The sequence below is a fragment of the Brevibacillus sp. FW301-21C12A genome (genome assembly GCF_058788915.1).
The window spans coordinates 162486-188893 of record NZ_JBYTBG010000004.1 but is presented as its reverse complement, the minus strand read 5'-3'; the positions used below and the strand labels follow the sequence as shown (position 1 = coordinate 188893).

Here is a 26408-nt window from a genome sequence, read left to right as displayed (position 1 = left end):
TTTGATAACAATTCTTCATGCAAGGACTCCTTCGAATTTATCGCGTCTAATCAAGAAGTGAATTTTGCAAAAGGCTCAGAGAAAAAGATGGTATGGACTAATCGTTTGTAGAAATGGAACCCCCTAGAACGCCACCTTCTTTCCAAAAGACCGTCCATTGTTAGGAGGAACGACCTTGAGCAAGATTGAAGTGTTGTTGGCAGATGATAACCGAGAATTTGTAAGCCTGTTGGAAGAGTATATCAGCAGCCAGTATGACATGAACGTCATCGGTGTCGCGTACAACGGCAATGAAGTTGTGCGCTTGCTGCAGGAACGGGTACCGGATGTACTGATTTTGGACATTATTATGCCTCACCTGGATGGACTCGCCGTCCTGGAGCAGATCCAGGCCATGCGCTTGAGTCCGCAGCCCAAAATTATTATGCTGACGGCATTCGGACAGGAAGAGATTACGAAGAAAGCGGTTGAACTGGGAGCTGCCTACTACATCCTCAAGCCGTTTGACATGGAGGTCCTCGCGCAGCGCATCCGTCAAATCATCACGACGAAGCCAGCCTCCTCCTTCGTCACATCGGTCAAGCCGCAATCGACTCTGCAAGTGCGCGGCCGCAACCTGGATGCAAGCATCACCAGCATCATCCACGAGATCGGTGTGCCTGCCCACATCAAAGGCTATTTGTATTTGCGCGAAGCCATCACGATGGTGTACAACGACGTCGAGCTGCTCGGCTCGATCACCAAAGTCCTGTACCCGGACATCGCCAAAAAGTTCAACACCACCGCAAGCCGCGTCGAGCGTGCCATCCGCCACGCCATCGAAGTCGCCTGGTCCCGCGGAAATCTCGATTCCATCTCCAGCCTGTTTGGATACACGATTTCCAACACGAAGGCGAAGCCGACCAACAGCGAGTTTATTGCGATGGTCGCGGATAAGTTAAGGATTGAGGCGAAGATTAGTTAGGCGCAATATAACAACGTTTTTAAACAATGGCTGATCGGTCTGTTCCCGTAAATTTTGCGATCATTTGCGGGGACGTTCTGACAAACTCGATTCCTGCCATTCCGAAAACGTGTGAGGAGTTCACTTCCGTAAATCGTGAACTTCACGTGATGTATCGTTGAGCCGAGTCTAACCGAATACACGTTCGAAAGCAAACGTTGCCTGAATGGGATGACGTTTGCTTTTTTGTCTCTGTACTTTAGTATGTGAAAGCGCGGGGCACACGCCATCGCGTCTGCGGAAGAAAATGCGAACGCTATCTCGTTTTAATGCAGCAAAGTGGCGGTGTGGGCAAGCGCGATCCCTTGGTACAAATTCGGGCGAATGCCGTGATTTCATCCGCAGTAAACTCGACGAGCGAAACATACCGCACGAAGTTACAACGTTACCGGAGGCGCTCAGCTTGCGGTGATGCTTTCCGGACTTGCTGCCAAGGTTGTGCGGTCGGGTGTGTAGTTCATTGACTGCCGATCATTCTCGCCCGCATGGTATCATAAGGAAAGGAATACAAATGGAGGTTCGCCATGAAACGTGCATGGTACATACTCGCAGCTTTTGCGGTATGTACACCCACCGAGCGGAGTGAAAATCCGATTAGGGGGTGTTTTTTTATAAGCGCAAAGTTATCGAAGGAAAAAGAACGGTGGGAAATGAAAAACGCCATTAGGCCGTGCTAGCCTCGCACTTGGATAGCCAGCAAATAGAACGTTCCTTTGAATCAAGTCGATTCATTGGGGGTTTTTCGTTGTAAACAAGGAAGATTGGACAGTGGGCAGTACAGTATAGGCAGCGCCGCTTCGCACGAGTCAATAAACATCATGAACATGAACCTTCGAAGACCACACTGCAATGCCCGAGCGATTTAAAAGGAAGATGTTGACAATGACAAAATCAACGTAATAATATTTAGTTACGTAAAAATATAATTTTATGGAGGCCCGATACAATGGAAATTTTCAAGGGAGTAGAAATGCTACACCTAGACTATCATGGATACGAGATTCACCCCGTCCTTTTGTCGGGCCAAGACATGGCTGTCCTAATAGACACGGGCTTCCCGGGACAAATAGAAGAATTGCGCACGGCCATGGAAAAAGCGGGAGTCCCGCTTACCAAACTGAAAGCCGTCATTTTGACGCATCAAGATGTCGATCATATCGGTTGTCTTCCTGAGATTTTGCAGGAGTGCGGTCAGCGTGTGCAGATTTACGCGCACGCACTCGACAAGCCGTATATTCAGGGAGAAATCCCGCTTGTCAAAGACGCGCACCTTGAAAATCCGCCGAAGGGCAGGGTAGATCATACGGTGGTGGACGGCCAGGAACTGCCGTTTTGCGGCGGGATTCGCGTCATTCATACGCCCGGTCACACGCCCGGGCACATCAGCCTTTACGTCAGGCAAAGCAAGACGCTCATTGCCGGGGATTCGCTGTACAGTGTAAATGGGACGCTCGCAGGGATTCACGCCCCGACGACCCTGGATATGCACGCAGCTCGCCTCTCGTTGAAAAAGTTTGTAGACCTCGACATTGCGTCTGTGGTTTGTTACCACGGGGGAGTGAGCAGGGGGAAAGTGAAGGAGCAGATCGCAGGAATGATCCAGGGAGAATGACAGGGAAGGAACGAAAAGCCGGTGACACAGCAAAACCATCTCACAAGGATGGTTTTTTGTTTTGCTATTGTGGAAACATGTCGTGGTTATTTGCTTGTTGCAGGCATCGCGTTTGGAATTTTGCTGGGACTTGCAAAGGGAATCAGATTCTGGATTGATTCCATTGCCCAAGAGAAACTGCGACGCTCCGGCATTGCGGAAATAGACAAAATGGACGGCAGGCAGTTTGAACATTACCTTGGACTGCTGTTTCACTCACAAGGATACAAAACGACCGTAACAAGGGCAGCAGGCGATTACGGCGCTGATCTCATTCTGGAACAGAATGGACGGAAGGTAGCGGTCCAGGCGAAGCGATATAGTAAAAACGTCGGGATCGATGCCGTTCAGCAAATTGTGGGGGCACTTGCTCACTATGGAGCAAATGCAGCATGGGTTGTCACTAACAGAGATTTTACAGACGCCGCCTACAAGCTGGCCGCTTCAAATGGCGTTCGATTGATAAATCGCGAGGCGCTGATTGAAATGATCCAGCGCATGAATCCTGCGGCAAAACCAAACCCGAAACAGGTGAGGGCGCAGTTCCCGCAACAAAAGCTGCAATGCGATCGCCGCGGTAGTCAAATGGTCGTACGCAAAAGTACAAAAGGCGAGTTTTACGGATGCAGCAGTTTTCCAAAGTGCAGGAATACGAAGGCAGTTTAAAACGATAGCGATTATGGAGCAGGCGATATATAACCATAACTGAGTGGCTAGGGTTCAACCATGAAGGTGCTGATATCAATCGCCAAGAGGTTTAGCCAAACAGCAGCCACGTATAGCAGACCATCGTCTTCTGCGCGATTGAGGTCTGCTGCGTCAGATAGTAATTTCTGCTCCATCTTCAGCCAGTACCAAAATATTCGCCATGAAAATTCCGCCTACGGTCACCTCTTTTGCCTAACGCAGAAGTCCGTCCCAGTGTCACTGATTTCCACCCCCCTCACCTATCATTGTAAAAAAAATAAAAACATAGCAAAATCTCGCCGCCAATGTGCCCCAGTCGCTTGAACGATGCCAATAAGTATGTACAATAGAGAACATACTCCTAATTAAGAGCGAGGAAGGTGTTGCAACATGCGCAATTTGGATGAAATTCTCGCATTTAACCGTGAATTTGTAGCGAATCGTGAATATGAAAAATATCAAACGACCAAGTTTCCCGACAAGCGCCTGGTTGTTCTCTCCTGCATGGACACGCGTCTGGAGGAGTTGCTGCCCAAGGCGATGAACATGCGCAACGGCGACATCAAGCACGTAAAAAGCGCCGGAGCCATCGTCTCTCACCCATTTGGAAGTATCATGCGCAGTATTCTCGTGGCGATTTATGAACTGAATGCCGAGGAAGTGATCGTCGTCGGCCATTACGACTGTGGGATGAGCGCCATTGACAGCAAGCGGACGATGGCGAAAATGCTGGAGAAAGGCGTCTCTGCCCAAACCTTCTCCACCCTCCAGCACGCAGGGATCAATTTGCACAAATGGCTGCACGGCTTCGACCGGGTGGAGGAAAGTGTGCGCAACAGCGTGGAAACGATTAAAAAACACCCGTTGCTGCCGGCTAACGTCGACGTTCACGGCCTGTTGATCGATCCGGAGACAGGGCGCCTGGATGTCGTCGTAAATGGCTACGAGCGAACGGAAGCTAGTGAATGATCCAAAGCTTGTCACAGTCTCACGTCGAACCTTTTTGCATCGTTCGATGAAGTGGCTGGGAGGATTGGTGGGACTCGGGCTTGTGGCAGGTACATACGGCTATGCATGGGAGCGCACCTGGCTGCAAATCGAGCGGGTGACGCTTTCGCTGCCGCGACTTTCGAAAAGCTTCGACGGCTGCAAGCTGGTACAGTTCAGCGACGTCCACCTGGGGCACTATTGCAAGCCCGAGCAACTGCAAGGCATTCTCGACTTGATTCAAAACGAGCAGCCGGATATGATCTGCTTTACCGGCGATATCGTGGACCTGGAGACACAGTCGTTTTCCGCGGCTGTTCCGATGCTGGCCGAGTTGCAGGCGCCGCTTGGAAAATTTGCGGTGCTGGGCAACCACGACTACCGGGCGGGCCAGCAGCATGCGATTCGCCAAGGCTGGGCTGCCGCTGGTTTTGAGGTGTTGGACAACCGACATGTGGCGGTCGGCAAAAATGGCGACAGTTTGTACATAGCCGGAATCGACGACGCGCTGAACGGCGTGCCTGATCTGCCGAAGGCGCTGGTCGGGATTCCGGAGGCGGCCAGCGTCATCCTTTTGGCGCACGAGCCGGACTTTGCGGATGAAGCGGCTCGCTATCCTGTCGATTTGCAACTGTCCGGGCACAGCCACGGCGGGCAGGTGCGGTTGCCGTTTGTCGGGCATGTCCTGACGCCCAAGCTTGCGGCGAAGTACGTCAAAGGCTTGTACCGCGCAGGCGACAACCAGATGCCAGTGTACGTGAACAGAGGGCTGGGGACGACGATTTTGCCTGTCCGTTTTTTGTGCCGACCCGAATTGACAGTCTTTACTTTGCATCAATAAGCATCTTTGATCCATTGGACGAATTGCTGAAAAGCTTCGTCCTCTTTTTTTTGATGCAAATAGGCGATGAGAGTTGGGCGCTGCAGCGTGCCTTCCGCGATGTCGTGGGCGACGAGCCTGCCTTCCGCAAGTTCGCGCAGGATCGTTCGTTCCGGCAGCATTGTGATCCCGAGCTGGCGTTCCACCATTTTTTTGACCGCGCTGAAGCTGTCCAGCTCCATGATGACGTTGGGAAACACGCCGTTTCGCGCGAGAAAATGATCGATGCGCTGGCGGTAGGGGGCGGTATGGTTGCCGAACAAAATCATTTCCTGCGCGCCCCAGCTCGCAAAGCCCGGAAAGCGGCTGGCCCAGGGATGCTCGGGTGCCATGACGAGCAAGATGCGGTCGCTCGGCAAAAATTCCTGGTGGATGTGCGGATGGTACATCTCGCTGCCGAGAAAGGCGATATCGGCGGTGCCTGTCAACAGGGCGCTGAGCGACTCCTCGTACAGTGTCGAGCGGACGTAACAGGTAAAGCCGGGGTTCGCCTGGCGGTATTCGCCGATCAGGCGGGGCAGCTCGTAGGCGACAAACGCTTTTCCGGCGACAATCGTCATGGATTTCACCTGTTCTTTTTGCTCCATGAACGAACGCATCTGCTCCACGATGTTCGCCGCGATCGGCAGCAGGCGGCGTCCTTCCCCCGTCAAGCTCACACCGGAGGCGGTCCGCACAAACAGCGGGCTGCCGATTTGCCGCTCCAACTGCTTGAGCCGATGCGTCAAGGTCGATTGGGCGAGAAACAACGCCTGTGCCGCACGATTGATCGACCCGTGATGAGCGATCGTCAAAAAAACTTCCAGGCTTTCTTTGTCCACAAGAAACCCTCCTATTCAAAAACTCGATAACTGGTTAACCATATTCTATAACAAAGCCAACAAAAATTGGCATAAAATACGAGCAGGAGGTGGGAGTATGGACAAAAATCAGGAAGTAAAACAGGCCGTGCAGCAGCAATTCGGGAAAAACGCACAGGAGTACGTGCAGAGCAAAACCCACGCGCAAGGAGCGGATTTGCCGCTTATGATCGAGTGGCTTTCGCCGCAAACAAGCTGGAAGGTGCTCGATATCGCCACGGGGGGAGGGCATGTTGCCCGCACGCTGGCACCGCTTGTCGAGCTTGTGGTCGCGACCGATCTGACCCGCCCGATGCTTGCGGCGGCAGCGCAGGCGAACGAGCAAGCGCCGAACATTTTGTACGTCCAGGCCGACGCAGAGGCGCTGCCGTTTCTGTCCGAAACGTTCGATCTGGTCACTTGCCGGATTGCGGCGCACCATTTTCCAGATCCGGCCGCCTTTGTCCGTGAGACGAGTCGCGTGCTGCGCCCGGGCGGACGGTTTTTGTTCATCGACAACGTAGCGCCGGAGGAAGAACAGCTCGCGGACTTCGTGAACCAGGTAGAGAAGCGGCGCGACCCAAGCCACGTGCGCTGCCTGTCGGTGAGCGAGTGGAGAGCGCTGCACGCGGCTTGCGATTTGCAGGAGCGGCAGGCACGGCTGCGGAAAAAACAGTTTGCCTTTTTGCCCTGGGTACAGCGGATGTCCGAATCACCGGAGCAGGAGCAGGCAGTCGAGCGAATGCTCCTGGAGGCGACTGCAGAGCAGCAACACTATCTCGGCGTGAAAATCGAGCAAGGAAGAGTTGTGGCGCATCAGATTGATGAATGGATGGTAATGTGCCAAAAAAAGGGAGGAAATGACGATGAGTAACCAGTTTGAATGGATCGGCTTGGATCACGTCCAGTTGGCAGCCCCGCCAGGAGCGGAAGAGGAGGCACGGCGCTTTTTCACAGGCTTGCTCGGCATGCCGGAAGTGCCCAAGCCGGAAAAGCTCCGGGCGCGCGGCGGCGCATGGTTCCGCTGCGGCGCCCAATTGATTCACCTCGGAATCGAGCAGGGCTTTGTTCCGGCGAAAAAAGCGCACCCTGCCTTTGTCGTGCAAAACATCGAGGCGCTGATCGCGCATTTGGAGCAGGCGGGCGTACCGATTCGGCTCGACGATGAAATCCCCGGGCTTGTCCGCTTCTTTACCGAAGACCCATTCGGAAACCGTCTGGAGTTTATGGAGGCGAAGTAGCATGAAAATGGATTTTCACGCCAAGGAAAACGAAGACAGCTACACAGGTCGAGCGGCAGACGCCACGTGGGCGAGCACCATGCTGTCTGTCGTCGATCCGCGCGACAAGCGCGTGGTCGATATCGGCTGCGGAGGCGGCATCTACAGCAAGGCGTGGGCGAAGCTGGGCGCTGCAAGCGTCACCGGAGTCGATTTTTCCAGCGTGATGCTGGCAGCGGCGCAAAAGCAATGCGCAGACGAGCCGCGCATCTCGTTCGTGCAGGGCGATGCGCTGGAAACCGGGCTGCCTGACGGCTGTGCCGATATCGTCTTTGCCCGGGCGCTGATTCACCATCTCCACGATCTGCGCGGATTTTTTTCCGAAGTAAAACGACTGCTCGCTACCGGCGGCATTTGTCTGATTCAGGATCGAACGATTGACGACTGTGCCGTCCCGGCTTCCCAAACGCATCTGCGCGGCTATTTTTTCGAGCAGTTTCCGCGATTGCTTGAAGTCGAGGCCAAGCGTCGCCCGGCTGATCGGACGGTCCGGGCAGCGATGCAGCAGGCTGGACTTGCAAAAATCGAGCGGTTGTCGCTCTGGGAGGTCAGGCGCGTCTATGGCACTCTCGATGAGCTGGCGCGTGATTTGCGCTCGCGCAAAGGGCGTTCTTTGCTCCACGAGCTGACGGACGCCGAGCTGGAGCAGTTGGTGGACGCGATTTGCCTGAAGCTGTCCGGACATGAGACGATCAGCGAGCAGGATCGCTGGACGATATGGATAGGCAAATAAGTTTGTGGCACAATAAAAATAAACGTAATTGTGAATTTGTTTGTCACAAATTTGGATATGCTTGTCTCTTAATACGCGAGGATATATAATAATATTGCCATTGTATTATCGGTTAGCGTCATCATGGTGAAGGAGTTGTCGTACATGAAGATTGTGTTGTTTGATATTTTGATGTTCGTCTTCACGTTTTTTATCGCTTGGGGCTGTTTGAACTCGATTAAGGCGAAAAACAAATTCGCAATCGGATTTGGCTTGCTTTCGCTGGCGGTTTTCCTGTTTGCTGACGGTTTGATTATTTACTACATAACAAAGGGAGCCTAGTCAACAAGGCTTTCCGTCCGGCCAAAAAGAGGTTGTGCGATTCCTGCACAGCCTCTTTTTTGCATGCTCCAAGGAAATTTTTAGCATACTATTCCTGGAGGTGGAAAAGATGGGCAAGCGAAAACGTCTCGATTTTCTTACCTATACGGGAGTGATTGCTGCTGACCGCAAGACGAAGCAGCTTTGCAAACGGCTCCACCCCCACCATATCGCCGTCATCGATCATCCCGATGTGGATGAGATGGCGGCCAGGTCCTTGCTGGAAGCGGGGGCGAGGGTAGTTGTCAACCTGTCCGCTTTCATGACAGGACAGTATCCAGCCGAAGGAGCGCGGCTCTTGCTGCGAGCGGGCGTCGCTTTGTACGAGGCAGAGCGCGAGCCGGCAGAGCCGACCGCGTTGGAAGCGTGGAACGGCCAATTTGCAGCCATCCGTGAAGGCAGTCTGTACTTGAAACGAAAGGCGCAATGGGAGCTTGCCCTGTCGCTTCGCCACGTCACAGTGGAGGCGGTGCTCGGGAAGTGGGCCGAGGCGCAGAGCAGGCTGGATGATACGCTGTCCTTATTTATTGATAACACGCTCATGTACGCCAATAAAGAAAAAGACTTGTTTTTAAAGCCGCTCTGTCCCATGCCGCTGCGGACCAGACTGGAAAAACGGCACGTCGTCGTCGTCGTCCGCGGCAAGCATTACAAGGAAGATTTGCAGACGCTCTCCTCCTACATACGCGAATGCCGGCCCGTGCTCATCGGGGTCGACGGGGGAGCGGACGCTCTTTTGCAAGCGGGGTACAAGCCCGACCTGATCGTCGGCGACATGGACAGCATCTCGGACAAGGCGCTCTTGTGCGGGGCCGAAATCGTCGTCCACGCCTTTGTCGACGGGCTTGCTCCCGGAAAAACCAGAGTCGAGCAGCTCGGGGTGGCGCATCACGTCCTGCCTGCGCCTGGCACGAGCGAAGATGTGGCGATGCTGTTGGCCTATGAGAAAAAAGCAGAGCTGATCGTGACGATTGGTGCCCATACGAACATGATTGATTTTCTGGAAAAAGGCCGCAAAGGGATGGCCAGTACTTTGCTGGTGCGCACGAAGATCGGCCCCAGGCTGATTGACGCCAAAGGAGTCAGCCAGCTCTACCAGCCGACTGGCTCGTGGAAGCTGTGGGGCTGGTGCATGGCGGCGATGCTGTTGCCTGTCACCGCTGCGCTGATGATTCATCCGATCGCCCGTCACGCGGCGCAAATGCTCTGGACGCAATGGCGGACCTGGGCTTTTTAAGGAGGCGCTATGATTTCTTTTCGGTATCATCTGATTACGTTGGCAGCCGTATTCGTTGCGCTTGGCGTCGGCATCCTGCTGGGAGGAACGGCGGGTCATCCGTGGTTTTCTGAGGGCGCCCAGGAAATTTTGGCGAAAATGGAGGCCAAATACGACCGGGCGCTGAAAAGCAACCACGATTTGAAGCAGCAAATCAATCGGCTGCTGCAGGAAGTGGAGCAACGCAACCAGGAAGTCGTCCACATGATGGCGATGCGCTACGGCAATGATCTCGCAGGGAAAAAAGTGTACGTCTGGCAGGATACAGACAAGGAAGCCAAAGAGATTACCCGGCTGATGCATTCGGTAGGCATCAACGTCGTCGCCTATGAACGGGGCGGGACTTGGGAGGACGGCTTGCTGCTTGTGGTCGCGGGCCAGCCGCCGCCATGGCTGGAGCAGCGGGCGGGCACGGGCAAATGGCTGCTGGTGGAGCAGGTGCCGGATTCGTTGGCCAAGCAATGGGCCTTGCTGGAAAAGGTGCAGCAAACCATGACAGAAATGAGGGTCGCGCGTGAAAAAAGTTAGCGTCATCATTCCTGCCTACAACGAAGCCGACGCGATCGGAGCGACGCTGCGAGCGATTCGCGAACGGCTTTTCTGCCATGAGCTGATTGTCGTCGACGACGGCAGCGAGGACGAGACGGCTGCTCTCGCCAAAAAGTGGGCCGATCTCGTCATTACCGTGCCGCAAAACCGGGGCAAAGGCGCTGCCGTCCAACTCGGCTGGCAACGGGCAAACGGCGATGTCGTCATGCTGCTGGATGGCGATTTGCGCGAGAGTGCGGCAGAGGCCGAGCATCTGCTTGCCCCTGTGATGGAGGATGCCTGCGATATGGCGATCGCGATTCTGCCTTCCCCGAGGCAAAAAGCGGGAATGGGTCTGGCAAAAGGGCTGGCTCATCGAGGGATCAAGTGGCTGACGGGCTTTGAGGCAAGCGCGCCCTTGTCCGGTCAGCGGGCCATTCGCCGCGACCTGTTGCAAAAGCTGGGGAAAATCGACAAAGGCTTCGGCATCGAGGTAAGTCTTACGGTAGATGCCTTGCGTGCAGGCTATCGCATCCGGGAAGTGCCCGTCGGGTTTTTTCACCGGGAAACGGGCAACGACTGGCGAGGCTACTCTCATCGCGGCAAAGAGTTTGTCGCCATCGGCCGGACGCTCTGCACAAAGTGGTGGGAGGGAAAGCCATGGCTGCACACGCCGTGATACTCGCGCTTTTCAGCGCACTCGTGTTGCCGCTCGTCCTGCAGCGTCCCATGCTCAGTTTCTGCTCGCAGATTCTCGCCAAAAAGCGCATGACCCGGCCTAATTATCGCGGCGAGCCAGTGCTGACGGCAGGCGGGCTGGTGCTTGTGGCGAGCATGGCCGTGACGATTCTCGTCCAGCTTCTGCTTCTCGCGCTTGCAGACGCTCCGCGCGAGGTGCTGGTGCAAGGCTTGCTGCTCGCCTGCGGAATGGCGGCGATGGCGTGCTGGGGCTGGATCGACGACAAGGCTGGTGACCGGATCACGAAAGGATTTCGCGGCCACTTCGGCGCGCTTTTGCGCGAGAGGCGCGTGACGAGCGGGATGGGCAAGCTGATTGGCGGCGGGCTGACGGCTGTCAGCGTATCGCTGTTCGTTTCGGCCGGCTTCTGGCCGTGGCTGGTCGCTTGCGGCTTGCTGGCGATTTCCCCGAACATCCTGAACCTGTTTGATTTAAGACCGGCGCGCGCGATCAAAGTGTTTTGGCTGCTCGTGTCGCTGGCTGCCATCGGGAGCGTTTCGGGGGGGACAACGGGGGAGCCGTCTGCGGTCTGGCTGTTTCTTCTGCCGGTTCTCGTCGCGACGGTTTTGTTTTTTCCGCACGATGCAGGCGGCCGGATCATGCTCGGGGATACCGGAGCGAATGCGCTCGGCTTTGCCATTGGCTATACATACGCGACGGCGACGCCGCTGTTTTGGCAAGCCGCCTTCCTGTGCGGCTTCGTCGCGCTTCAGGTCGCGGCCGAGTTCGTCTCGTTTTCGCAGGTCATTGAACAAAAAGCGTGGCTCAAAAGGCTGGACGAGTGGGGAAGATGAGCGCAATCAAAAACAGGCAGATTTTCACCTGCCTGTTCTACTCGTCGTCTTCTGCCTCGCGAATCATGAAGCGGGGTTGTACCCGATTTTTTTTGCGTTCGTGGTGCAAAATGAACCCGGCAATAAACAAGACGGGAATGGCGAAAGCAAGGACGCCGAGAATGAGCTTTCCCCACAGGAAGCTGACATCGGGTGCCGTCGAATAAAAAAAGGCGTCGCGGATCAGCTTGATCCCGTACATGGCAATCGCAGCCGGAATGACCATGATTAAGAGGGCAATGACTTTCTGTACGATCACTGGTGGTTCACACCTTTCTCTCTCATTCTTTCATCATATCGGATGCCAGTATGCTTGTCCACCGTCCGTCCCTGTGCACACGAGCGAGCGCACGTTAGGGAAGAGAGCCTGTCCATCAACGGTTTGTTGCAGTACAATGGTAACGAGTAAGATGAAAAGCGAGGGGTCTAGCGCATGCACAAGCTGCTTATAGTAGGTGCTGGACGAGGCGGTACGGCTCTGCTGCGGACGCTGAACCAGATGGACAGGCTGAAAATTGTCGCCGTGGTCGATCGGCGGCCAGACGCTCCCGGAATTGAGCTGGCGAGATCGCTGGGCATCAAGGTCGATTCGGATTACCGCCCTTATTTGGACGACGAGCTGGACGTGATTTTGGAAGCGACAGGGGACATGGAAGAATACGAGCAGCTCCGCCAGTTAAAGCGGGAAAAGACGGTGCTCATTCCGGGCACTTTCACGCGAATTGTCATGCGGCTCATCCGCGAGCGCGACAAGCTGATCGCGGCGATGATGCAAAACCAGCGCGAGCGCGAGACGATGCTCGACTCTACGCACGATGCCATTATCGGCGTCAATCGGCAAGGAGTCATCACGTTGTTCAACAAGGCGGCCGAACGCCTGATGGACATCGAGGCAAGCGAAGTGCTGGATACAAAAGTATCCGAGCGCATCCCCAACACCAGACTACATATTGTATTAGAGACAGGCTGCCCTGAGCTGAACCAGGAGCAGATTTTGCCGAACCAGACGCGCATTATCACGAACCGCGTCCCCGTGCGCAACGACAAAGGGGAAGTGGTCGGAGCCGTGGCGATTTTCCGCGACATTACCGAGGTGATGGCGCTCGCTGAAGAAGTGACCAATCTCAAGGAACTGCAGAGCATGCTGCAAGCGATCATTCAATCCTCGGACGAGGCGATCTCGGTCGTGGATCAGAACGGCATCGGCTTGTTAATCAATCCGGCGTACACGAGACTGACGGGGCTGACGCCGGACGATATTATCGGCAAGCCGGCTACGGTCGACATTTCCGAAGGCGACAGCATGCACATGCAAGTGTTGAAAACGAAGCGGCCTGTCCGGGGCGTCCCGATGAAGCTCGGGCCGAAGCGCAAGGACGTGGTCGTGAACGTCGCTCCGGTCGTCGTCGATGGCGAGCTGAAAGGCAGCGTCGGCGTCATTCACGACGTTTCCGAGTTCAAGCGGCTGACAGAAGAGCTGGAAAAAGCCCGGCGCATCATCCGCACGCTGGAGGCGAAGTACAGCTTCGCGGATATTATCGGCTACAGCGAGCAGATGAAAAGCGCCATCGAGCAGGCGAAAAAAGCGGCGTTGACGCCAGCGACCGTGCTGCTGCGCGGAGAGTCCGGGACGGGCAAGGAGCTGTTTGCCCACGCCATTCACAACGCGAGCGAGCGCAAGTACAACCAGTTTATCCGGGTCAACTGCGCGGCGATTTCCGAGAGCCTGTTGGAGAGCGAGCTGTTCGGCTACGAGGAAGGCGCTTTTACGGGAGCGAGGCGAGGCGGAAAGCGCGGCTTGTTCGAGGAAGCGAGCGGAGGCACGATATTTTTGGATGAAATCGGTGAGCTGTCCATGGGGATGCAGGTCATGCTTTTGCGCGTCCTGCAGGAACGGGAGGTCGTCCGGGTCGGGGGCACAAAGCCGATCAATATCGACGTCCGGGTCATTGCCGCAACCCATGTGAACCTGGAAGCGGCGATTGGCGCGGGACGTTTTCGCGAAGACTTGTACTACCGCCTCCACGTCGTCCCCATCCATATCCCACCGCTCCGCCAGCGGCTGGAAGATATCAAGCCGATTGCGATGTACCTCTTGCGCAAGGCGAATCTGGAATACGGCAGAAACGTCGAGGAGCTGCATGAGGAAACGTTGCAGATGCTGTTGTCCTACCATTGGCCGGGCAATGTGCGCGAGCTGGAGAACGTCCTCGGCAGGGCGATGATACATATGCGCATCAACGAACGCACGATCATGCCTGAGCATTTGCCTCCTTTGGAACGAAAAATCAGCAAGGCCCCAAAGGAAGCAGAGACGACGGCAGGCTCCACGGGGAAAACATTGAAGCAGGCGGTGGAGGAAGCGGAACGTCAACATATTATGCGCGAACTGGCTGCGGCCAAAGGCAATCGGACCTTGGCGGCCAAGCGGCTCGGAATTGCGATCCGCAGCCTGTACTACAAGATGGAAAAATTGGGAATCATGGATCAGCAGGAAGATGTAAAATGAATGCGCAAAAATTTGCGTGCAAATAATTGCGCGTTTGTGCAAAAAACTGCACACTTGACGAATGGAGAATTCATCCACATCCCCTCAAATAAAGCGCTTTCAAAAAACGATTGCGTTGGCATGACTTTTGCATAAACTACTTGGCGGGAAATTCTCCACACGGAGCCCACTGTTAACCCAGAAGAATGATACTAGGGAGGTTTCTTCATTGAACATCTTTGACTACATGCAAAAGTACGATTACGAGCAACTGGTATTTTGCCAGGACGAAAATTCCGGCCTGAAAGCAATCATTTGCATTCATGATACGACACTTGGACCAGCATTGGGCGGCACGCGCATGTGGCCGTACAAAACAGAAGAAGAAGCGATCATCGACGTACTGCGCCTCGGTCGCGGCATGACCTACAAAAACGCGGCAGCAGGGCTTAACATCGGCGGCGGTAAAGCCGTTATCATCGGCGACCCGCGCCAGCACAAGAGCGAAGAGCTGTTCCGCGCGTTTGGCCGCTACATTCAAGGGCTGAATGGCCGCTACATCACGGCAGAGGACGTAGGTACGACTGTCGCGGACATGGATATGATCCACCTGGAGACAGATTATGTGACAGGCGTTTCTCCTGCATTCGGCTCCAGCGGCAACCCGTCCCCGGTAACAGCTTACGGCGTGTACCGCGGAATGAAGGCAGCGGCGAAGCTCGCTTTCGGCTCTGACTCTCTCTCCGGCCGGGTCGTTGCTGTACAAGGCGTCGGGAACGTGGCCTACAACTTGTGCCGCCATCTGCATGAAGAAGGCGCACATTTGATCGTCACCGATATCAATGAAGAAAACGTAAACCGCGCTGTCAACGATTTCGGGGCAAAAGCGGTTGGCGTCAACGATATTTTCGGCGTCGAGTGCGACATCTTCTCGCCTTGCGCACTGGGTGCGATCATCAACGACGACACCATTCCGCTTTTGAAAGCAAAAGTAATCGCAGGTGCGGCGAACAACCAGTTGAAAGAAGAGCGCCACGGCGACCTCATCCACGAAATGGGCCTGATCTACGCGCCAGACTACGTTATCAACGCGGGCGGCGTCATCAACGTGGCTGACGAGTTGCAAGGCTACAACCGCGAGCGCGCCCTGAAAAAAGTAGAAACAATCTACGACACGATCCTGAAAGTGTACGAAATTGCCGAGCGCGACGGCATGCCATCCTACAAGGCGGCTGACCGCATGGCCGAAGAGCGCATTGCCAGCGTAGGCAAATCCCGCAATACGTTCCTGCAAAACGGCAAGACCGTCTACCATCGCTAATCATTGTATAGCGAAAAACACTCCCCTGCTCCCGCTCTTTCCCGTCGACTGGGCGGTCAGGGGGTACATATCCTTTGTTCTTAGAATATTCTCATTCTCAGAAAAACGTAGGCAAGCGACACGAAAAATCAGCAGCCAGCTTTTTCGACTGTCTTCACCCATGTGGGAAGACGCTTCGTATGAAAGGGGAGATCCAGCATGTCTCAAGAATTCGATCTGGTCGTTCTCGGTGGAGGGACCGGCGGTTATGTAGCGGCGATTCGCGCTTCCCAGCTCGGAATGAATGTCGCGATTGTAGAAAAGGAAAAGCTCGGTGGCACATGCCTGCACCGCGGCTGCATCCCGTCCAAGGCGCTGTTGCGCAGCGCAGAAGTGTTTTCGACCTTGAAGGAAGCAGACAAGTACGGTGTTTCGGCAGGCGCTGTCGGCTATGACTTCGGCAAAATTCAGGATCGCAAGCAGGGCATTATCGACCAGCTTCACAAAGGGATTCAGTTTTTGATGAAAAAAGGCAAAATCACCGTCTTTGAAGGCTTCGGGCGCGTGATGGGGCCATCCATCTTTTCCCCGCAGGCAGGCGCTGTCCGCATCGAAAAAGAAAACGGCGACCAGGAAATGATCGTGCCGCGCTTTTTGCTGCTCGCGACCGGATCTCGTCCGCGCACGCTTCCAGGGCTGACGATTGACGGGTCCTACGTCGTGACCAGCGACGAGGCGCTGCAATGGGAAAAACTCCCTGAGTCGGTCGTCATCGTAGGCGGCGGCGTGATCGGCGTCGAGTGGGCGTCCATGCTGAACGATTTTGGCGTCGAGGTTACGATTGTCGAGTACGCGGATCGGATTTTGCCGTTCGAAGACGAAGAAGTGAGCAAGGAACTGGCCCGTTTGCTGAAAAAACGCAAAGTCAACATCGTCACTGGCGCGAAAGTTTTGCCGGAGACACTGGAAAAAGGCGAAGGCAAAGTCGTCATTTCCGCGGAGACGAAAAACGGCGTGGACACGTTTACGGCCGAGAAAATTCTCGTATCCGTAGGGCGTCAAGCCAATGTGGAAAACCTCGGCCTGGAAGCGACGGAAATCAAGGTCGAGCGCGGCGTCATCGTCGTCAACGAACATTTCCAGACGGCTGAATCGCATATATATGCCATTGGCGATGTCATTGGCGGCTTGCAGCTCGCTCACGTCGCTTCGCACGAAGGAATTTTGGCGGTCGAGCACATGGCAGGGCTGAATCCGCATCCGCTCGATTACACAAAGGTTCCGAAATGCACGTACAGCCGTCCGGAAGTGGCGAATGTCGGCTTGACGGAAAAAGAGGCGCGCGAACAAGGCTTTGACGTGAAGGTAGGCAAGTTCAGCTTCAAGCCATTGGGTAAAGCGCTGATCCACGGCGAAAATGACGGCTTTGTGAAGCTGGTCGTTGATGCCAAGACAAACGACCTGTTAGGAGTACACATGATCGGCACGCATGTGACCGATATGATTTCCGAGGCGGGCCTTGCCCGGGTGCTGGATGCGACTCCGTGGGAGATTGGACAGACCATCCACCCGCATCCTTCGCTCTCGGAGGCAATCATGGAAGCGGCCCAGGCCGTAGATGGAAAAGCGATTCACAATTAGCAAGGAGGGTATCCACGATGACAACCAAACGGCATGAACAAGTTGGTTTGACTGATGCGCAAGTCTTGGATATGTACTATTACATGCTGCTCGCGCGAAAAATTGACGAGCGCCAGTGGCTGTTGAATCGAGCGGGCAAAGTGCCGTTCGTCATTTCTTGCCAGGGGCAGGAGGCGGCTCAGGTAGGGGCGGCTTTCGCGCTGGAGACAGACAAAGATTTCTTGTGCCCGTACTACCGCGACCTCGGTCTGGTGCTCGTATTCGGCCAGACGGCGCGTGACTGCATGCTCTCCGCTTTTGCCAAGGCAGAAGACCCGAACAGCGGCGGACGCCAGATGCCAGGGCACTTCGGCGGTAAAAAATACAACATCCTGACAGGCTCCAGCCCGGTAACGACACAAGTTCCGCACGCAGTCGGCATGGCGCTGGCAGGCAGAATGCAAAACAAAGACTTTGTCGTGTACACCTCCTTCGGCGAAGGCTCCAGCAACCAGGGGGATTTCCACGAGGGAGCCAACTTCGCGGGCGTGCACAAGCTCCCGGTCATCTTTTTCTGTGAAAATAACAAATACGCGATCTCCGTTCCGCTGAAAAAGCAGCTCGCTTGCGAAAGCGTAGCAGACCGGGCGATTGGCTACGGCTTCCCGGGCGTCAGCGTAGACGGCAACGATCCGATTGAAGTGTACCGCGTCATGAAGGAAGCGGTGGACCGCGCTCGCCGCGGCGAAGGGCCGACATTGATCGAAGCGGTGATGTATCGTCTGGTACCGCACTCCAGCGACGACGACGACCGCGTGTATCGCACGCGGGAAGAGGTAGAAGAAGCGAAGAAAAAAGATCCGCTGATCGTTTTTGCCGCTTATTTGCGAGAAATCGGCTTGCTTGATGAAAATACAGAAGCGGATATGCTGGCGCGTGTGCAGCTCGAAGTAGACGAGGCGACCGAGTACGCGGAAAACGCTCCGTATCCGACACCTGAATCGACATTGACACACGTCTACGGGAACTAAGGGGGGAACTTTCATGGCAGTCATTTCGTTTATTGATGCGATTACGATGGCGATGCGCGAAGAGATGCGTCGCGATCCGAATGTATTTGTCCTCGGTGAAGACGTCGGGGTGCGCGGCGGCGTGTTCCGTGCGACCAACGGATTGATTGAAGAGTTCGGCGAGGCGCGCGTGATTGATACGCCGCTCGCAGAATCCGCGATTGTCGGAGTAGGGATCGGGGCGGCGGCTTACGGCATGCGCCCGATTGCTGAAATCCAGTTTGCCGACTTCATCATGCCGGCCGTGAACCAGATTGTCAGCGAAGCGGCGAAAATGCGCTATCGCTCCAACAACGACTGGAATTGCCCGATCACGATCCGCGCTCCGTTCGGCGGCGGCGTACACGGCGCGCTCTACCACTCGCAGTCGGTTGAGGCGATGTTTACGAATGTTCCCGGCTTGAAGGTCGTGGCGCCTTCCACTCCGTACGATGCAAAAGGTCTGCTCAAGGCGGCCATTCGCGACGAGGACCCGGTGCTGTTCTTCGAGCACAAGCGCTGCTACCGTCTCATCAAAGGCGAAGTGCCGGAGCATGACTACGTGCTGCCGATCGGAAAAGCAGATGTCAAACGGGAAGGTACGGACATCACCGTCATTTCCTACGGCCTTGCCCTGCACTTCTGCCTGCAAGCAGCCGAGAAGCTCGCACAGGAAGGCATCAGCGCGCACGTTCTCGATTTGCGTACGCTGTACCCGCTGGACAAGGAAGCGATTGTCGAAGCGGCGTCCAAGACCGGAAAAGTGCTGATCGTGCATGAGGACAACAAGGAGGGCGGCGTCGGCGGAGAGGTAGCGGCAATCGTGGCTGAGCATTGCCTGTTCGATCTGGATGCGCCGATCAAGCGTCTGTGCGGACCGGATGTACCTGCGATGCCGTACAGCCCGCCGATGGAGAAATTTTTCATGCTCAACCCGGAAAAAGTATTGGAAGCAATGCGCGAGTTGGCCAACTTTTAAAGGCGAGGAGGACCAAAGATCATGGCAACGAAAGTACTTATGCCCCAACTCGGCGAGAGTGTGACCGAGGGGACCATCAGCAAATGGTTGGTCAATGTTGGCGACACCGTCAAAAAATACGATCCGTTGGCGGAAGTGACGACAGACAAGGTGAATGCGGAGGTTCCTTCCACCGTATCCGGACGAGTCGCGGAGATCGTCGTTCCCGAAGGAGAAACGGTAGCGGTCGGGACATTGATCCTATATATAGAAGAAAGTGGTGCAGCAGGCGAGTCTGCCAGCCCGGCAGCAGCAGAGGCGCCAGCACCAGCTTCTGCGGCGATTCAGGCGAGCACCGCACCGAGTGCCCCGGCAGCAGCACCCGCTGTACCATCCGCTCCGGCAGCCCGGCAAGCGGCTGGAAACGACGGGACGAAGCAGCGCTATTCGCCTGCCGTCGTGATGCTCTCGCAGCAGCATGGTATTGATCTGTCCCGCGTCGTGGGAACAGGCGCAGGCGGACGGATTACGCGCAAAGACGTGCAAGCGATCATTGACGCGGGCGGCCAAAAGCCGGCTGAGCCAGTGGCAGAGGCAGTTGCACAACCACCTGTGGCAGCGACTCCTGCTCCAGCGGCTGCAACTCCGGCTCCGACAGCAGCTCCGGCTCCGACAGCGCCTGCTGCGACGCCAGCACCTTCCGTCGACATTCCGGTTGCGACTGGCGATCAGATCGTTCCGGTAACGCCAATTCGCCGGACGATCGCCAACCGGATGGTGCAAAGCAAGCACGAGGCGCCACATGCCTGGACAATGATCGAGGTGGACGTGACCAATCTGGTCAACTTCCGCAACCAGGCAAAAGCCGAGTTTGCGAAAAAAGAAGGGCTCAACCTCACCTTCCTGCCGTTCTTTATCAAGGCGGTTGTCGAAGCGCTGAAAGAATACCCGATGATTAACTCGACATGGGCGAACGACAAAATCATCGTGAAAAAAGATATCAATATTTCCATTGCGGTCGCGACAGAGGACGCGCTTTACGTTCCGGTCATCAAGGACGCCGACCAGAAGTCGATTCTCGGCATCGCCAAGGCTGTCGACGATCTGGCTGCACGCACACGCGCCGGCAAGCTGACGATGGACGACATGACGGGCGGTACGTTTACCGTCAACAACACTGGCTCGTTTGGCTCCGTTTTGTCGCAGCCGATCATCAATTCGCCGCAAGCGGCAATTCTCAGCGTGGAATCAATCGTGAAGCGTCCGGTCGTCATCAACGACATGATCGCCGTGCGTTCCATGGTGAACCTGTGCATGTCTTTGGATCACCGCGTGCTCGATGGACTCATTTGCGGACGCTTCCTGCAAAGCGTCAAGCAAAAGCTGGAGAGCATCGGCCCGGATACGAAGCTGTACTGATCGCTCGCCAAAAAGCGAGCAACGCCAACCAGGTCGGGTCCGGCCTGGTTTTTTTATGGCTGCCGAAGAGAGGGGCATTCGCCAGCAAAAAAATTTTCCGATGAACGATTTTTACATGTAACTTTTTCGCGGGTGAATGCGTCTTAGCAATAGTAGCCAAGGAGTCTCTTATCTTCCATAGAAGAGATTCCCTCCAGATATCATTTATGGTAGACTGGTAGCGACCTGCTAGAGAATGATTTCCAGATTATAGGTAAATGTGGGAGGAAAAACATGAAGAAGAGTAAAAAAGCACTGCCAATAGTGCTGGCATCAGCGCTGGCCGCTACACCTTTTGTCGCTGTACCGCAAGAAGCTCATGCTTTGAAAAAAGTGACCGTCAAAGCGGACAACGATGGGGCTGACAAGGATAGCTCTTACGACATCAGCTTTACGTTGGAAGAGGATCTGACCAAGGGAGATACCATTACGATTGAGTTTGATTCCGAATATACCGTGAGCAAAAGCATCAGTTCAAGCGATATAGATGCAAGCTTCAAAGTCAAAAGCGCAAAAGCAAGCGGCAAAAAAGTCATCATTACATTGAACGAAGATCTTGAAGAGGGCGACAAGGTTACTATTACGATCGAAGACGGCATTACAAACCCGGAAGACAAGGGAACTTATGACGTATATGTATCAACCAGCAGCGAAGATGAAGAATACGGCGAAGTCACGATCAAAAGCAGTTCCAGCAGCAGCTCCGGCTCCAGCAAGGACTACTCCGTATCGCTCAGCAGCAAGGCAGCGGGCGAAGCGACAAGCGTCAAGCTGGGCAAAATCTCGCTGAAAGGCAGCGACGAGCTGGAAACCAACGAGTACATCACCGTCATTTTCCCGGATGAAGACATGCTGCCGTCCAAAATCGACGCGGGCGATGTCAAGTTGAACGGCTACTCGGTGAAAACCGTCAGCGTAAAAGATGACGAGGTGGAAATCAAGGTTCCAAGCTCCGTTGCCGGCGATGATTACATCACCCTCGAATTCAGCAAGTCTGCTGGCATCGAAAACCCTAGCGCTGGCAGCAAATACACGTACAAAGTCAAATACGATGGTGTTACATACGAATCTGAACAGTTCGAAATCACCAAATCCGGTTCCAGCACCAGCACAGCGACCAACAGCTTTACGGTCAACCTGTCCGACCCGTCTGCGGGAGCGCGTTCCAGCTACACGTTTGACGCCGACTTCGGCAGCAAACAGTTGAAAGCGGACGAAGAGCTCGTTCTGGAATTCCCGTCTGCCGATATGGTTCCAGGCATTCTGTCTGCCTCTGATTTTACCTTGAACGGCAAAACGGCCAAGCGAGTCAGCGCTTCCGGCAACAAGGTGTACATTACGGCTCCGTCCAACTTCTCTGCCACCAGCGAAGTAAAAGTAGTCGTTTCCTTCTCTGCCTGGATCACCAACCCGAAAACAGCGGGCAGCTACACCTTGAAGGCGACAGCCGCTGGCCGGACTTTGGAGTCCAAGTCGTTCACGATTGGCGGTTCTGTTGTCAATCCGACACCGAACCCGACGCCAACACCTACTCCGACACCAACACCGAACAACACGGTGAATAACAGCACAGCGACCATCGCGCTGACCTCGACAGCGCTTGGCAAGCCGACAGGTGTCAATGTGGCGATCAAAGGTCTCGGCGTAGGACTTGTGAAGCAGCGCGACTTCGTGGAGCTTGTGTTCCCGGCAGGTTACAAGGTTCCGGCGTACATCGCTCCGGCAAACGTAACCGTGAACGGCGTAGCCGCCAACTACGTAGCGGTGCGCGGCCAAAACGTGCTGATTTACCCGTCGCAAGACATTCCGGCAGCGACAGCGGCAAACATCAGCATCAATGCTGCTGCCAACATCGTAAACCCTGCTGTGAAAAACACATACAGCATCAGCGTCTTTACGTCTGAAGAAAAAGGATTGCTGTTTGCGCGCGCAGTAGGCGTCGGAATGCCAGCTCCGGCTCAACCAGCGCCGCAGCCGACACCACAGCCGCAACAGCCAGCCGTGACCGTGCCGACGAATGCAGCGCTGTTCAAGGTGAATACAGCGAACTTCACCTTGCACGGTAAAACCTATCCATTGCAAGTAGCGCCTTATATCGCAAACGGCAATACGACAATGGTACCAGCGCAATTCTTCAAGGAAGCGCTCGCGCTGACCACCCAATGGAACAATTCCACTGTGGCGATCATCAGCGGAACAAAAGTGATGAAGTTCACCGTTGGCTCCAACAAAGCAAGAGTGGGCAACCAGGAAATCACCCTGCCTACGCCTGTCGTGCTGAAAAATGGAATGCCAATGATCCCGGTTCGCACCGTAACCGACAACCTCGGCTACAAAGTAGGCTGGGATGCGAAGACATCCAGCGTCTTCGTTTACAAGTAAAAACAGGCAAGCATTACTGTAGAACGGAAAAACCCCCTGCGCAGCATGTTGGCTGCGGCAGGGGGTTTTTGGCGTACCCGCAGGCGTTTACAGGTAGTAAAAAAACGTAGGCACAACGAGGGAGAGAATCAGCAAGCCAATTAGGATTTTCGCAAACAGCGACTGAAATTTCACGGTGGAAAAACCTCCTTTCAGATCGGAAAATGACCAAATGAGAGGAAAATATCAGGTAATTTCGACTCTAGCTATGCTAGAATGAAAAGAGAACAACCTTGATTGTTTTTTTAGCTTTAACACGAATGCGTGACCTCAACAGGATTGTACCGAAATGTAGCCGAAGAGACAACCATTTGCGAAAAGGATGATGGCTGTGAGCGCACCAAACAAGATTGCCCATATCGGAATTGCGGTAAAAAGTCTGGAGCAGTCGCTCCCTTTTTACACCGAGCAGTTGGGCTTGACATTGGTTGGGACGGAAAAAGTCGAGAGTGAGCAAGTAAACGTAGCGTTTTTGGCGATCGGAGAAAGCCGGATCGAACTGTTGGAACCGCTTTCGGCGGACAGCCCGATTGCCAAGTTCATCGAAAAGCGGGGCGAAGGGGTGCACCATATCGCGTTCGACGTAGATGACGTGGCAAGCCGATTGCAGCAGTTGAAGGAGCAGGGAGTGGCGCTCATTCACGAAGTGCCGAAAGCCGGTGCGCACGACGCTCTGATCGGATTTTTGCATCCGAAGGCGGCGGGCGGCGTCCTGTACGAGCTGTGCCAGTATCCAAAAGCGTAAAAGAATCGCGAGCGATTTCGTAGTAGAAAAAATTTTTTTGCGGTATACTGGAACTTGTGAATATGTACCAAAATCGGGCAAGTAATCGGGAGGTAACGAGTGTGAGTGCGATCAACGAAGAACGTTTGCTAAACGAGTTTCTGGAGCTCGTGCAGATTGACAGCGAAACGAAAAACGAGGCAGCCATCCACAAGGTGCTGAAACAAAAGCTGATCGAGATGGGCTTTACGGTCGAAGAGGATGACGCAGCAGCGAAGACAGGCCATGGCGCCAACAACTTGATTGCGACCTTGGAAGGCACAGGAAACGGTCCGGCGATTTTGTTCAGCAGCCACATGGATACCGTTGTGCCAGGTAACGGCATCAAGCCGCAAATCCGCGATGGCTACATCTACTCTGACGGTACGACCATTCTCGGAGCGGATGACAAGGCGGGGATTGCTGCTATTTTTGAAGGCATTCGCACGCTGAAGGAACAAAACTTGCCCCATCCAACGATCCAGGTTGTCTTGACCGTAGGGGAAGAATCCGGTCTGGTCGGTTCCCGCGCGTTGGACGCAAGCTTGCTCAAGGCGGAGATGGGCTTCATTCTCGACTCTGAAGGCCCTGTCGGCAAAATTACGGTGGCAGGTGCGGGTCAGTACCGGATCGTCACCAAAATCCATGGGAAAGCCGCTCACGCTGGCGTCAACCCAGAGGATGGAATCAGCGCGATCACCGTTGCTAGCAAGGCGATTTCCCGCATGTCGCTGGGACGCATCGACGCGGATACCACCGCGAATATCGGGCGTTTCGAAGGCGGCAAGGCGTACAACATCGTCAGCGATTACGTGGAAATCTGGTCCGAAGCGCGCAGTCTCGTGATGGACAAGTTGGAAGCGCAAGTGAAGAAAATGACGACAGCGTTCGAGGAAGCGGCAGCCGAGATGGGCGCTACTTGCGAGAACAACGTCATCTTCATGTACCACGGCTACAAATTCAATGAAGAAACGCCAGTCGTGCAAAAAGCGATCGGCGCAGTCAAGCGCATTGACCGCAATCCGGAGCTTGTCGCAAGCGGCGGCGGCAGCGACGGCAACGTGTTCAACGGCTACAACATCCCGAGCGTGAACTTTGCCATCGGCTACGAGGAAATTCATACGAAAAACGAGCGCATGCCAATCGCTGAACTGAACAAAGCAGCCGAGCTGGTGCTCGCTATCATCGCAGAAGTACAAGAACAGTAGGAACAGGCTGGCGGAATCCCGATGGGGGTTCCGCTTTTTGCTTTTTTGCGAATGGATGATTGGGACAAACGTTGTCTGTCATAGACTGTAGGAAGGAGCGGGACGAGGGGGAGGAGCATGCTGTATCTGGTGACGGGCACGGTCATTCGTATAGGAGAAAAGCACGCGGGAATGCAAGTGCTGGAGGTCGAGTTGGCTGCTTGCGCCGGGGAGGAAGCTGGCCCGCAGAAGGCACTTTCGTTTGCCCAGGAGGACTACCGCATCGGCGATACGCTCCTGCTCAATACGACGGCGCTGCGCCTGCAACTCGGGACGGGCGGGTTTCATCTGGTCGTCGGCAAGACTGGGGAAGAGGCAAGCCGCGACGTCATGCCGAGCAAATGGGGACATATTATGAAAATGCGCTATTCGCCCTGGCAGTTGGCAGTGGATGCGGTCGAAGAACAGGCCAGCCCTTTTCACGACTTGTTTCGGCAGCCGGACCTGTCGCTGGACGGTACGCCTGTGCTCATCGGCGAGCTGCACAGCCTGCTGCCGCCGGCAATACTTGCGCTCAAAGAAAACGATCCGCAACTGCGGTTAGTCTATGTCATGCCCGATGCGGCTTCGCTGCCGATTGCGCTTAGCCGTCACGTCCAACAGTTGTCCCGGTCGGGCAACTTGACGGCGACGATTACGACGGGACATGCGTGGGGCGGCGATCGCGAGGCGGTGACGATTCATAGCGGTTTGCTGGCCGCGCGCCATGTGGAGCGGGCCGATGTCATCGTCTGCATGCTTGGCCCGGGCGTTGCGGGAACGGGCACTTCCTACGGTTTTTCCGGCGTCCAGTTGGCAGAAGTGATTCACGCCGTGTCGGCACTGGGAGGCACGCCTTTTTTTATTCCGCGCATCAGCTTTGCCGACCAGCGCAGTCGCCATTACGGCATCAGCCATCATACGACTGCGATCCTCGGCAGATTTGCCCTCTGCCCCGTGCTGGTGACGTTGCCGCGGCTTGGCGACGAGCGCGATGCGATTATCGAAGAGCAGCTCGCAGCGATTACAGACAGCCGGGCCGGACACAGGCTGGCATATGGACCAGCGCCGTCTGTCGCGCGCCTCGATGCGCTGGAAAAAGGCTACGGCTTGTCCTTTTCCACAATGGGCAGAAGCTGGAGAGAGGACCCGGTTCCGTTTCAGACGGCTGTTTTGGCCGCCGATCTTTTGGGGAAAAGCCTGTCGTATCCGGCGGAGGCGCTCAGCGGCGAGCAGCGTTTGTCCGCTTCGTCAAATACTCTTGAAGCGTTAGCTCTTTATTTGACCAGGAGCGGAGAGCGGCCTTGATTTCCCATGCTTTTCCAACCA

The 26408-nt window shown here is 55.1% G+C and carries 25 protein-coding genes; 23 read left to right on the top strand and 2 right to left on the bottom strand.

Features of this window, described 5'->3' with window-relative positions; genetic code table 11:
* Nucleotides 1-175: 175 nt before the first annotated feature.
* From spo0A to AC3WQH_RS04915, 5 genes are all read left to right on the top strand, one after another.
* On the top strand, nt 176-964 hold the full coding sequence (gene spo0A / locus AC3WQH_RS04935) for a sporulation transcription factor Spo0A (protein ID WP_005827306.1): 789 nt from the start codon (nt 176-178) through the stop codon (nt 962-964).
* A 985-nt stretch (nt 965-1949) separates the two neighbouring features.
* Entirely contained in the window at nt 1950-2615 is a 666-nt protein-coding gene (locus tag AC3WQH_RS04930) for an MBL fold metallo-hydrolase (protein ID WP_005827308.1), read from the top strand.
* Between the two features lie 21 nt (nt 2616-2636).
* Nucleotides 2637-3320: a restriction endonuclease gene (locus AC3WQH_RS04925; protein ID WP_005827310.1), complete on the top strand. Its 684-nt coding sequence runs from the start codon at nt 2637-2639 to the stop codon at nt 3318-3320.
* Between the two features lie 411 nt (nt 3321-3731).
* Nucleotides 3732-4310: a beta-class carbonic anhydrase gene (locus AC3WQH_RS04920; protein WP_005827311.1), complete on the top strand. Its 579-nt coding sequence runs from the start codon at nt 3732-3734 to the stop codon at nt 4308-4310.
* A 67-nt stretch (nt 4311-4377) separates the two neighbouring features.
* The gene (locus tag AC3WQH_RS04915) at nt 4378-5169 is read left to right on the top strand and encodes a metallophosphoesterase (RefSeq protein ID WP_007785578.1); all 792 of its coding nucleotides are present in this window, start codon (nt 4378-4380) and stop codon (nt 5167-5169) included.
* Here AC3WQH_RS04915 and AC3WQH_RS04910 read toward each other — a convergent pair.
* Nucleotides 5163-6029, bottom strand: coding sequence for a LysR family transcriptional regulator (locus tag AC3WQH_RS04910; protein WP_025843752.1), 867 nt, complete (start codon nt 6027-6029; stop codon nt 5163-5165). The genes AC3WQH_RS04915 and AC3WQH_RS04910 overlap by 7 nt on opposite strands.
* Nucleotides 6030-6126: 97 nt before the next feature.
* On the opposite strand from AC3WQH_RS04910, the gene AC3WQH_RS04905 reads away from it, so the two are divergent.
* The 8 genes from AC3WQH_RS04905 (at nt 6127) to AC3WQH_RS04870 (ending at nt 11757) form a co-directional block, all read left to right on the top strand.
* Nucleotides 6127-6921 carry a class I SAM-dependent methyltransferase gene (locus AC3WQH_RS04905; RefSeq protein ID WP_122953129.1) on the top strand — a complete coding sequence of 265 codons (795 nt, stop codon included), beginning with the start codon at nt 6127-6129 and terminating at the stop codon, nt 6919-6921.
* Complete coding sequence (locus AC3WQH_RS04900; RefSeq protein ID WP_005827320.1) at nt 6914-7288, top strand: VOC family protein; 375 nt, start codon at nt 6914-6916, stop codon at nt 7286-7288. Before AC3WQH_RS04905 ends, AC3WQH_RS04900 begins: the two co-directional genes overlap by 8 nt.
* A 1-nt stretch (nt 7289) precedes the next feature.
* On the top strand, nt 7290-8060 hold the full coding sequence (locus tag AC3WQH_RS04895; protein ID WP_122953130.1) for a class I SAM-dependent methyltransferase: 771 nt from the start codon (nt 7290-7292) through the stop codon (nt 8058-8060).
* 144 nt (nt 8061-8204) lie between these two features.
* Nucleotides 8205-8381, top strand: coding sequence for a DUF2759 family protein (locus AC3WQH_RS04890; protein ID WP_005827324.1), 177 nt, complete (start codon nt 8205-8207; stop codon nt 8379-8381).
* Between the two features lie 109 nt (nt 8382-8490).
* The gene (steA, locus tag AC3WQH_RS04885; protein ID WP_026557069.1) at nt 8491-9657 is read left to right on the top strand and encodes a putative cytokinetic ring protein SteA; all 1167 of its coding nucleotides are present in this window, start codon (nt 8491-8493) and stop codon (nt 9655-9657) included.
* Nucleotides 9658-9666: 9 nt separating this feature from the next.
* Nucleotides 9667-10224, top strand: a complete 558-nt coding sequence (locus tag AC3WQH_RS04880) for a copper transporter (RefSeq protein ID WP_026557070.1) — start codon at nt 9667-9669, stop codon at nt 10222-10224.
* Complete coding sequence (locus AC3WQH_RS04875) at nt 10211-10903, top strand: glycosyltransferase family 2 protein (RefSeq protein WP_492331921.1); 693 nt, start codon at nt 10211-10213, stop codon at nt 10901-10903. Before AC3WQH_RS04880 ends, AC3WQH_RS04875 begins: the two co-directional genes overlap by 14 nt.
* On the top strand, nt 10885-11757 hold the full coding sequence (locus AC3WQH_RS04870) for a UDP-N-acetylmuramyl pentapeptide phosphotransferase (RefSeq protein ID WP_492331920.1): 873 nt from the start codon (nt 10885-10887) through the stop codon (nt 11755-11757). Before AC3WQH_RS04875 ends, AC3WQH_RS04870 begins: the two co-directional genes overlap by 19 nt.
* 37 nt (nt 11758-11794) lie before the next feature.
* Here AC3WQH_RS04870 and AC3WQH_RS04865 read toward each other — a convergent pair whose 3' ends face one another.
* Nucleotides 11795-12055, bottom strand: coding sequence for a DUF2627 domain-containing protein (locus AC3WQH_RS04865; RefSeq protein ID WP_005827332.1), 261 nt, complete (start codon nt 12053-12055; stop codon nt 11795-11797).
* A 174-nt stretch (nt 12056-12229) separates the two neighbouring features.
* Here AC3WQH_RS04865 and AC3WQH_RS04860 point away from each other — a divergent pair, with 174 nt between their 5' ends.
* The 10 genes from AC3WQH_RS04860 (at nt 12230) to AC3WQH_RS04815 (ending at nt 26387) form a co-directional block, all read left to right on the top strand.
* Nucleotides 12230-14305 (top strand): sigma 54-interacting transcriptional regulator, encoded by a 2076-nt coding sequence (locus tag AC3WQH_RS04860; RefSeq protein ID WP_005827333.1) that lies wholly within the window; start codon nt 12230-12232, stop codon nt 14303-14305.
* A gap of 208 nt (nt 14306-14513) precedes the next feature.
* The gene (locus AC3WQH_RS04855; RefSeq protein WP_005827335.1) at nt 14514-15605 is read left to right on the top strand and encodes a Glu/Leu/Phe/Val dehydrogenase dimerization domain-containing protein; all 1092 of its coding nucleotides are present in this window, start codon (nt 14514-14516) and stop codon (nt 15603-15605) included.
* 198 nt (nt 15606-15803) lie between these two features.
* Complete coding sequence (gene lpdA / locus AC3WQH_RS04850) at nt 15804-17225, top strand: dihydrolipoyl dehydrogenase (RefSeq protein ID WP_005827336.1); 1422 nt, start codon at nt 15804-15806, stop codon at nt 17223-17225.
* Nucleotides 17226-17242: 17 nt separating this feature from the next.
* Nucleotides 17243-18235, top strand: coding sequence for a thiamine pyrophosphate-dependent dehydrogenase E1 component subunit alpha (locus AC3WQH_RS04845; protein WP_005827338.1), 993 nt, complete (start codon nt 17243-17245; stop codon nt 18233-18235).
* Between the two features lie 13 nt (nt 18236-18248).
* Entirely contained in the window at nt 18249-19232 is a 984-nt protein-coding gene (locus AC3WQH_RS04840) for an alpha-ketoacid dehydrogenase subunit beta (RefSeq protein ID WP_005827340.1), read from the top strand.
* Between the two features lie 21 nt (nt 19233-19253).
* Entirely contained in the window at nt 19254-20630 is a 1377-nt protein-coding gene (locus AC3WQH_RS04835; RefSeq protein ID WP_007785554.1) for a dihydrolipoamide acetyltransferase family protein, read from the top strand.
* Nucleotides 20631-20903: 273 nt separating this feature from the next.
* Nucleotides 20904-23051 carry a copper amine oxidase N-terminal domain-containing protein gene (locus tag AC3WQH_RS04830; RefSeq protein WP_429782326.1) on the top strand — a complete coding sequence of 716 codons (2148 nt, stop codon included), beginning with the start codon at nt 20904-20906 and terminating at the stop codon, nt 23049-23051.
* Nucleotides 23052-23421: 370 nt separating this feature from the next.
* Nucleotides 23422-23835, top strand: a complete 414-nt coding sequence (gene mce / locus AC3WQH_RS04825) for a methylmalonyl-CoA epimerase (RefSeq protein WP_007785548.1) — start codon at nt 23422-23424, stop codon at nt 23833-23835.
* Between the two features lie 101 nt (nt 23836-23936).
* A complete protein-coding gene (locus AC3WQH_RS04820; protein ID WP_429782328.1) occupies nt 23937-25061 on the top strand; it encodes a M20/M25/M40 family metallo-hydrolase in 1125 nt (374 codons plus the stop codon).
* 117 nt (nt 25062-25178) lie between these two features.
* On the top strand, nt 25179-26387 hold the full coding sequence (locus tag AC3WQH_RS04815) for a DUF3866 family protein (protein WP_007785545.1): 1209 nt from the start codon (nt 25179-25181) through the stop codon (nt 26385-26387).
* The last annotated feature ends 21 nt before the right edge of the window (nt 26388-26408 follow it).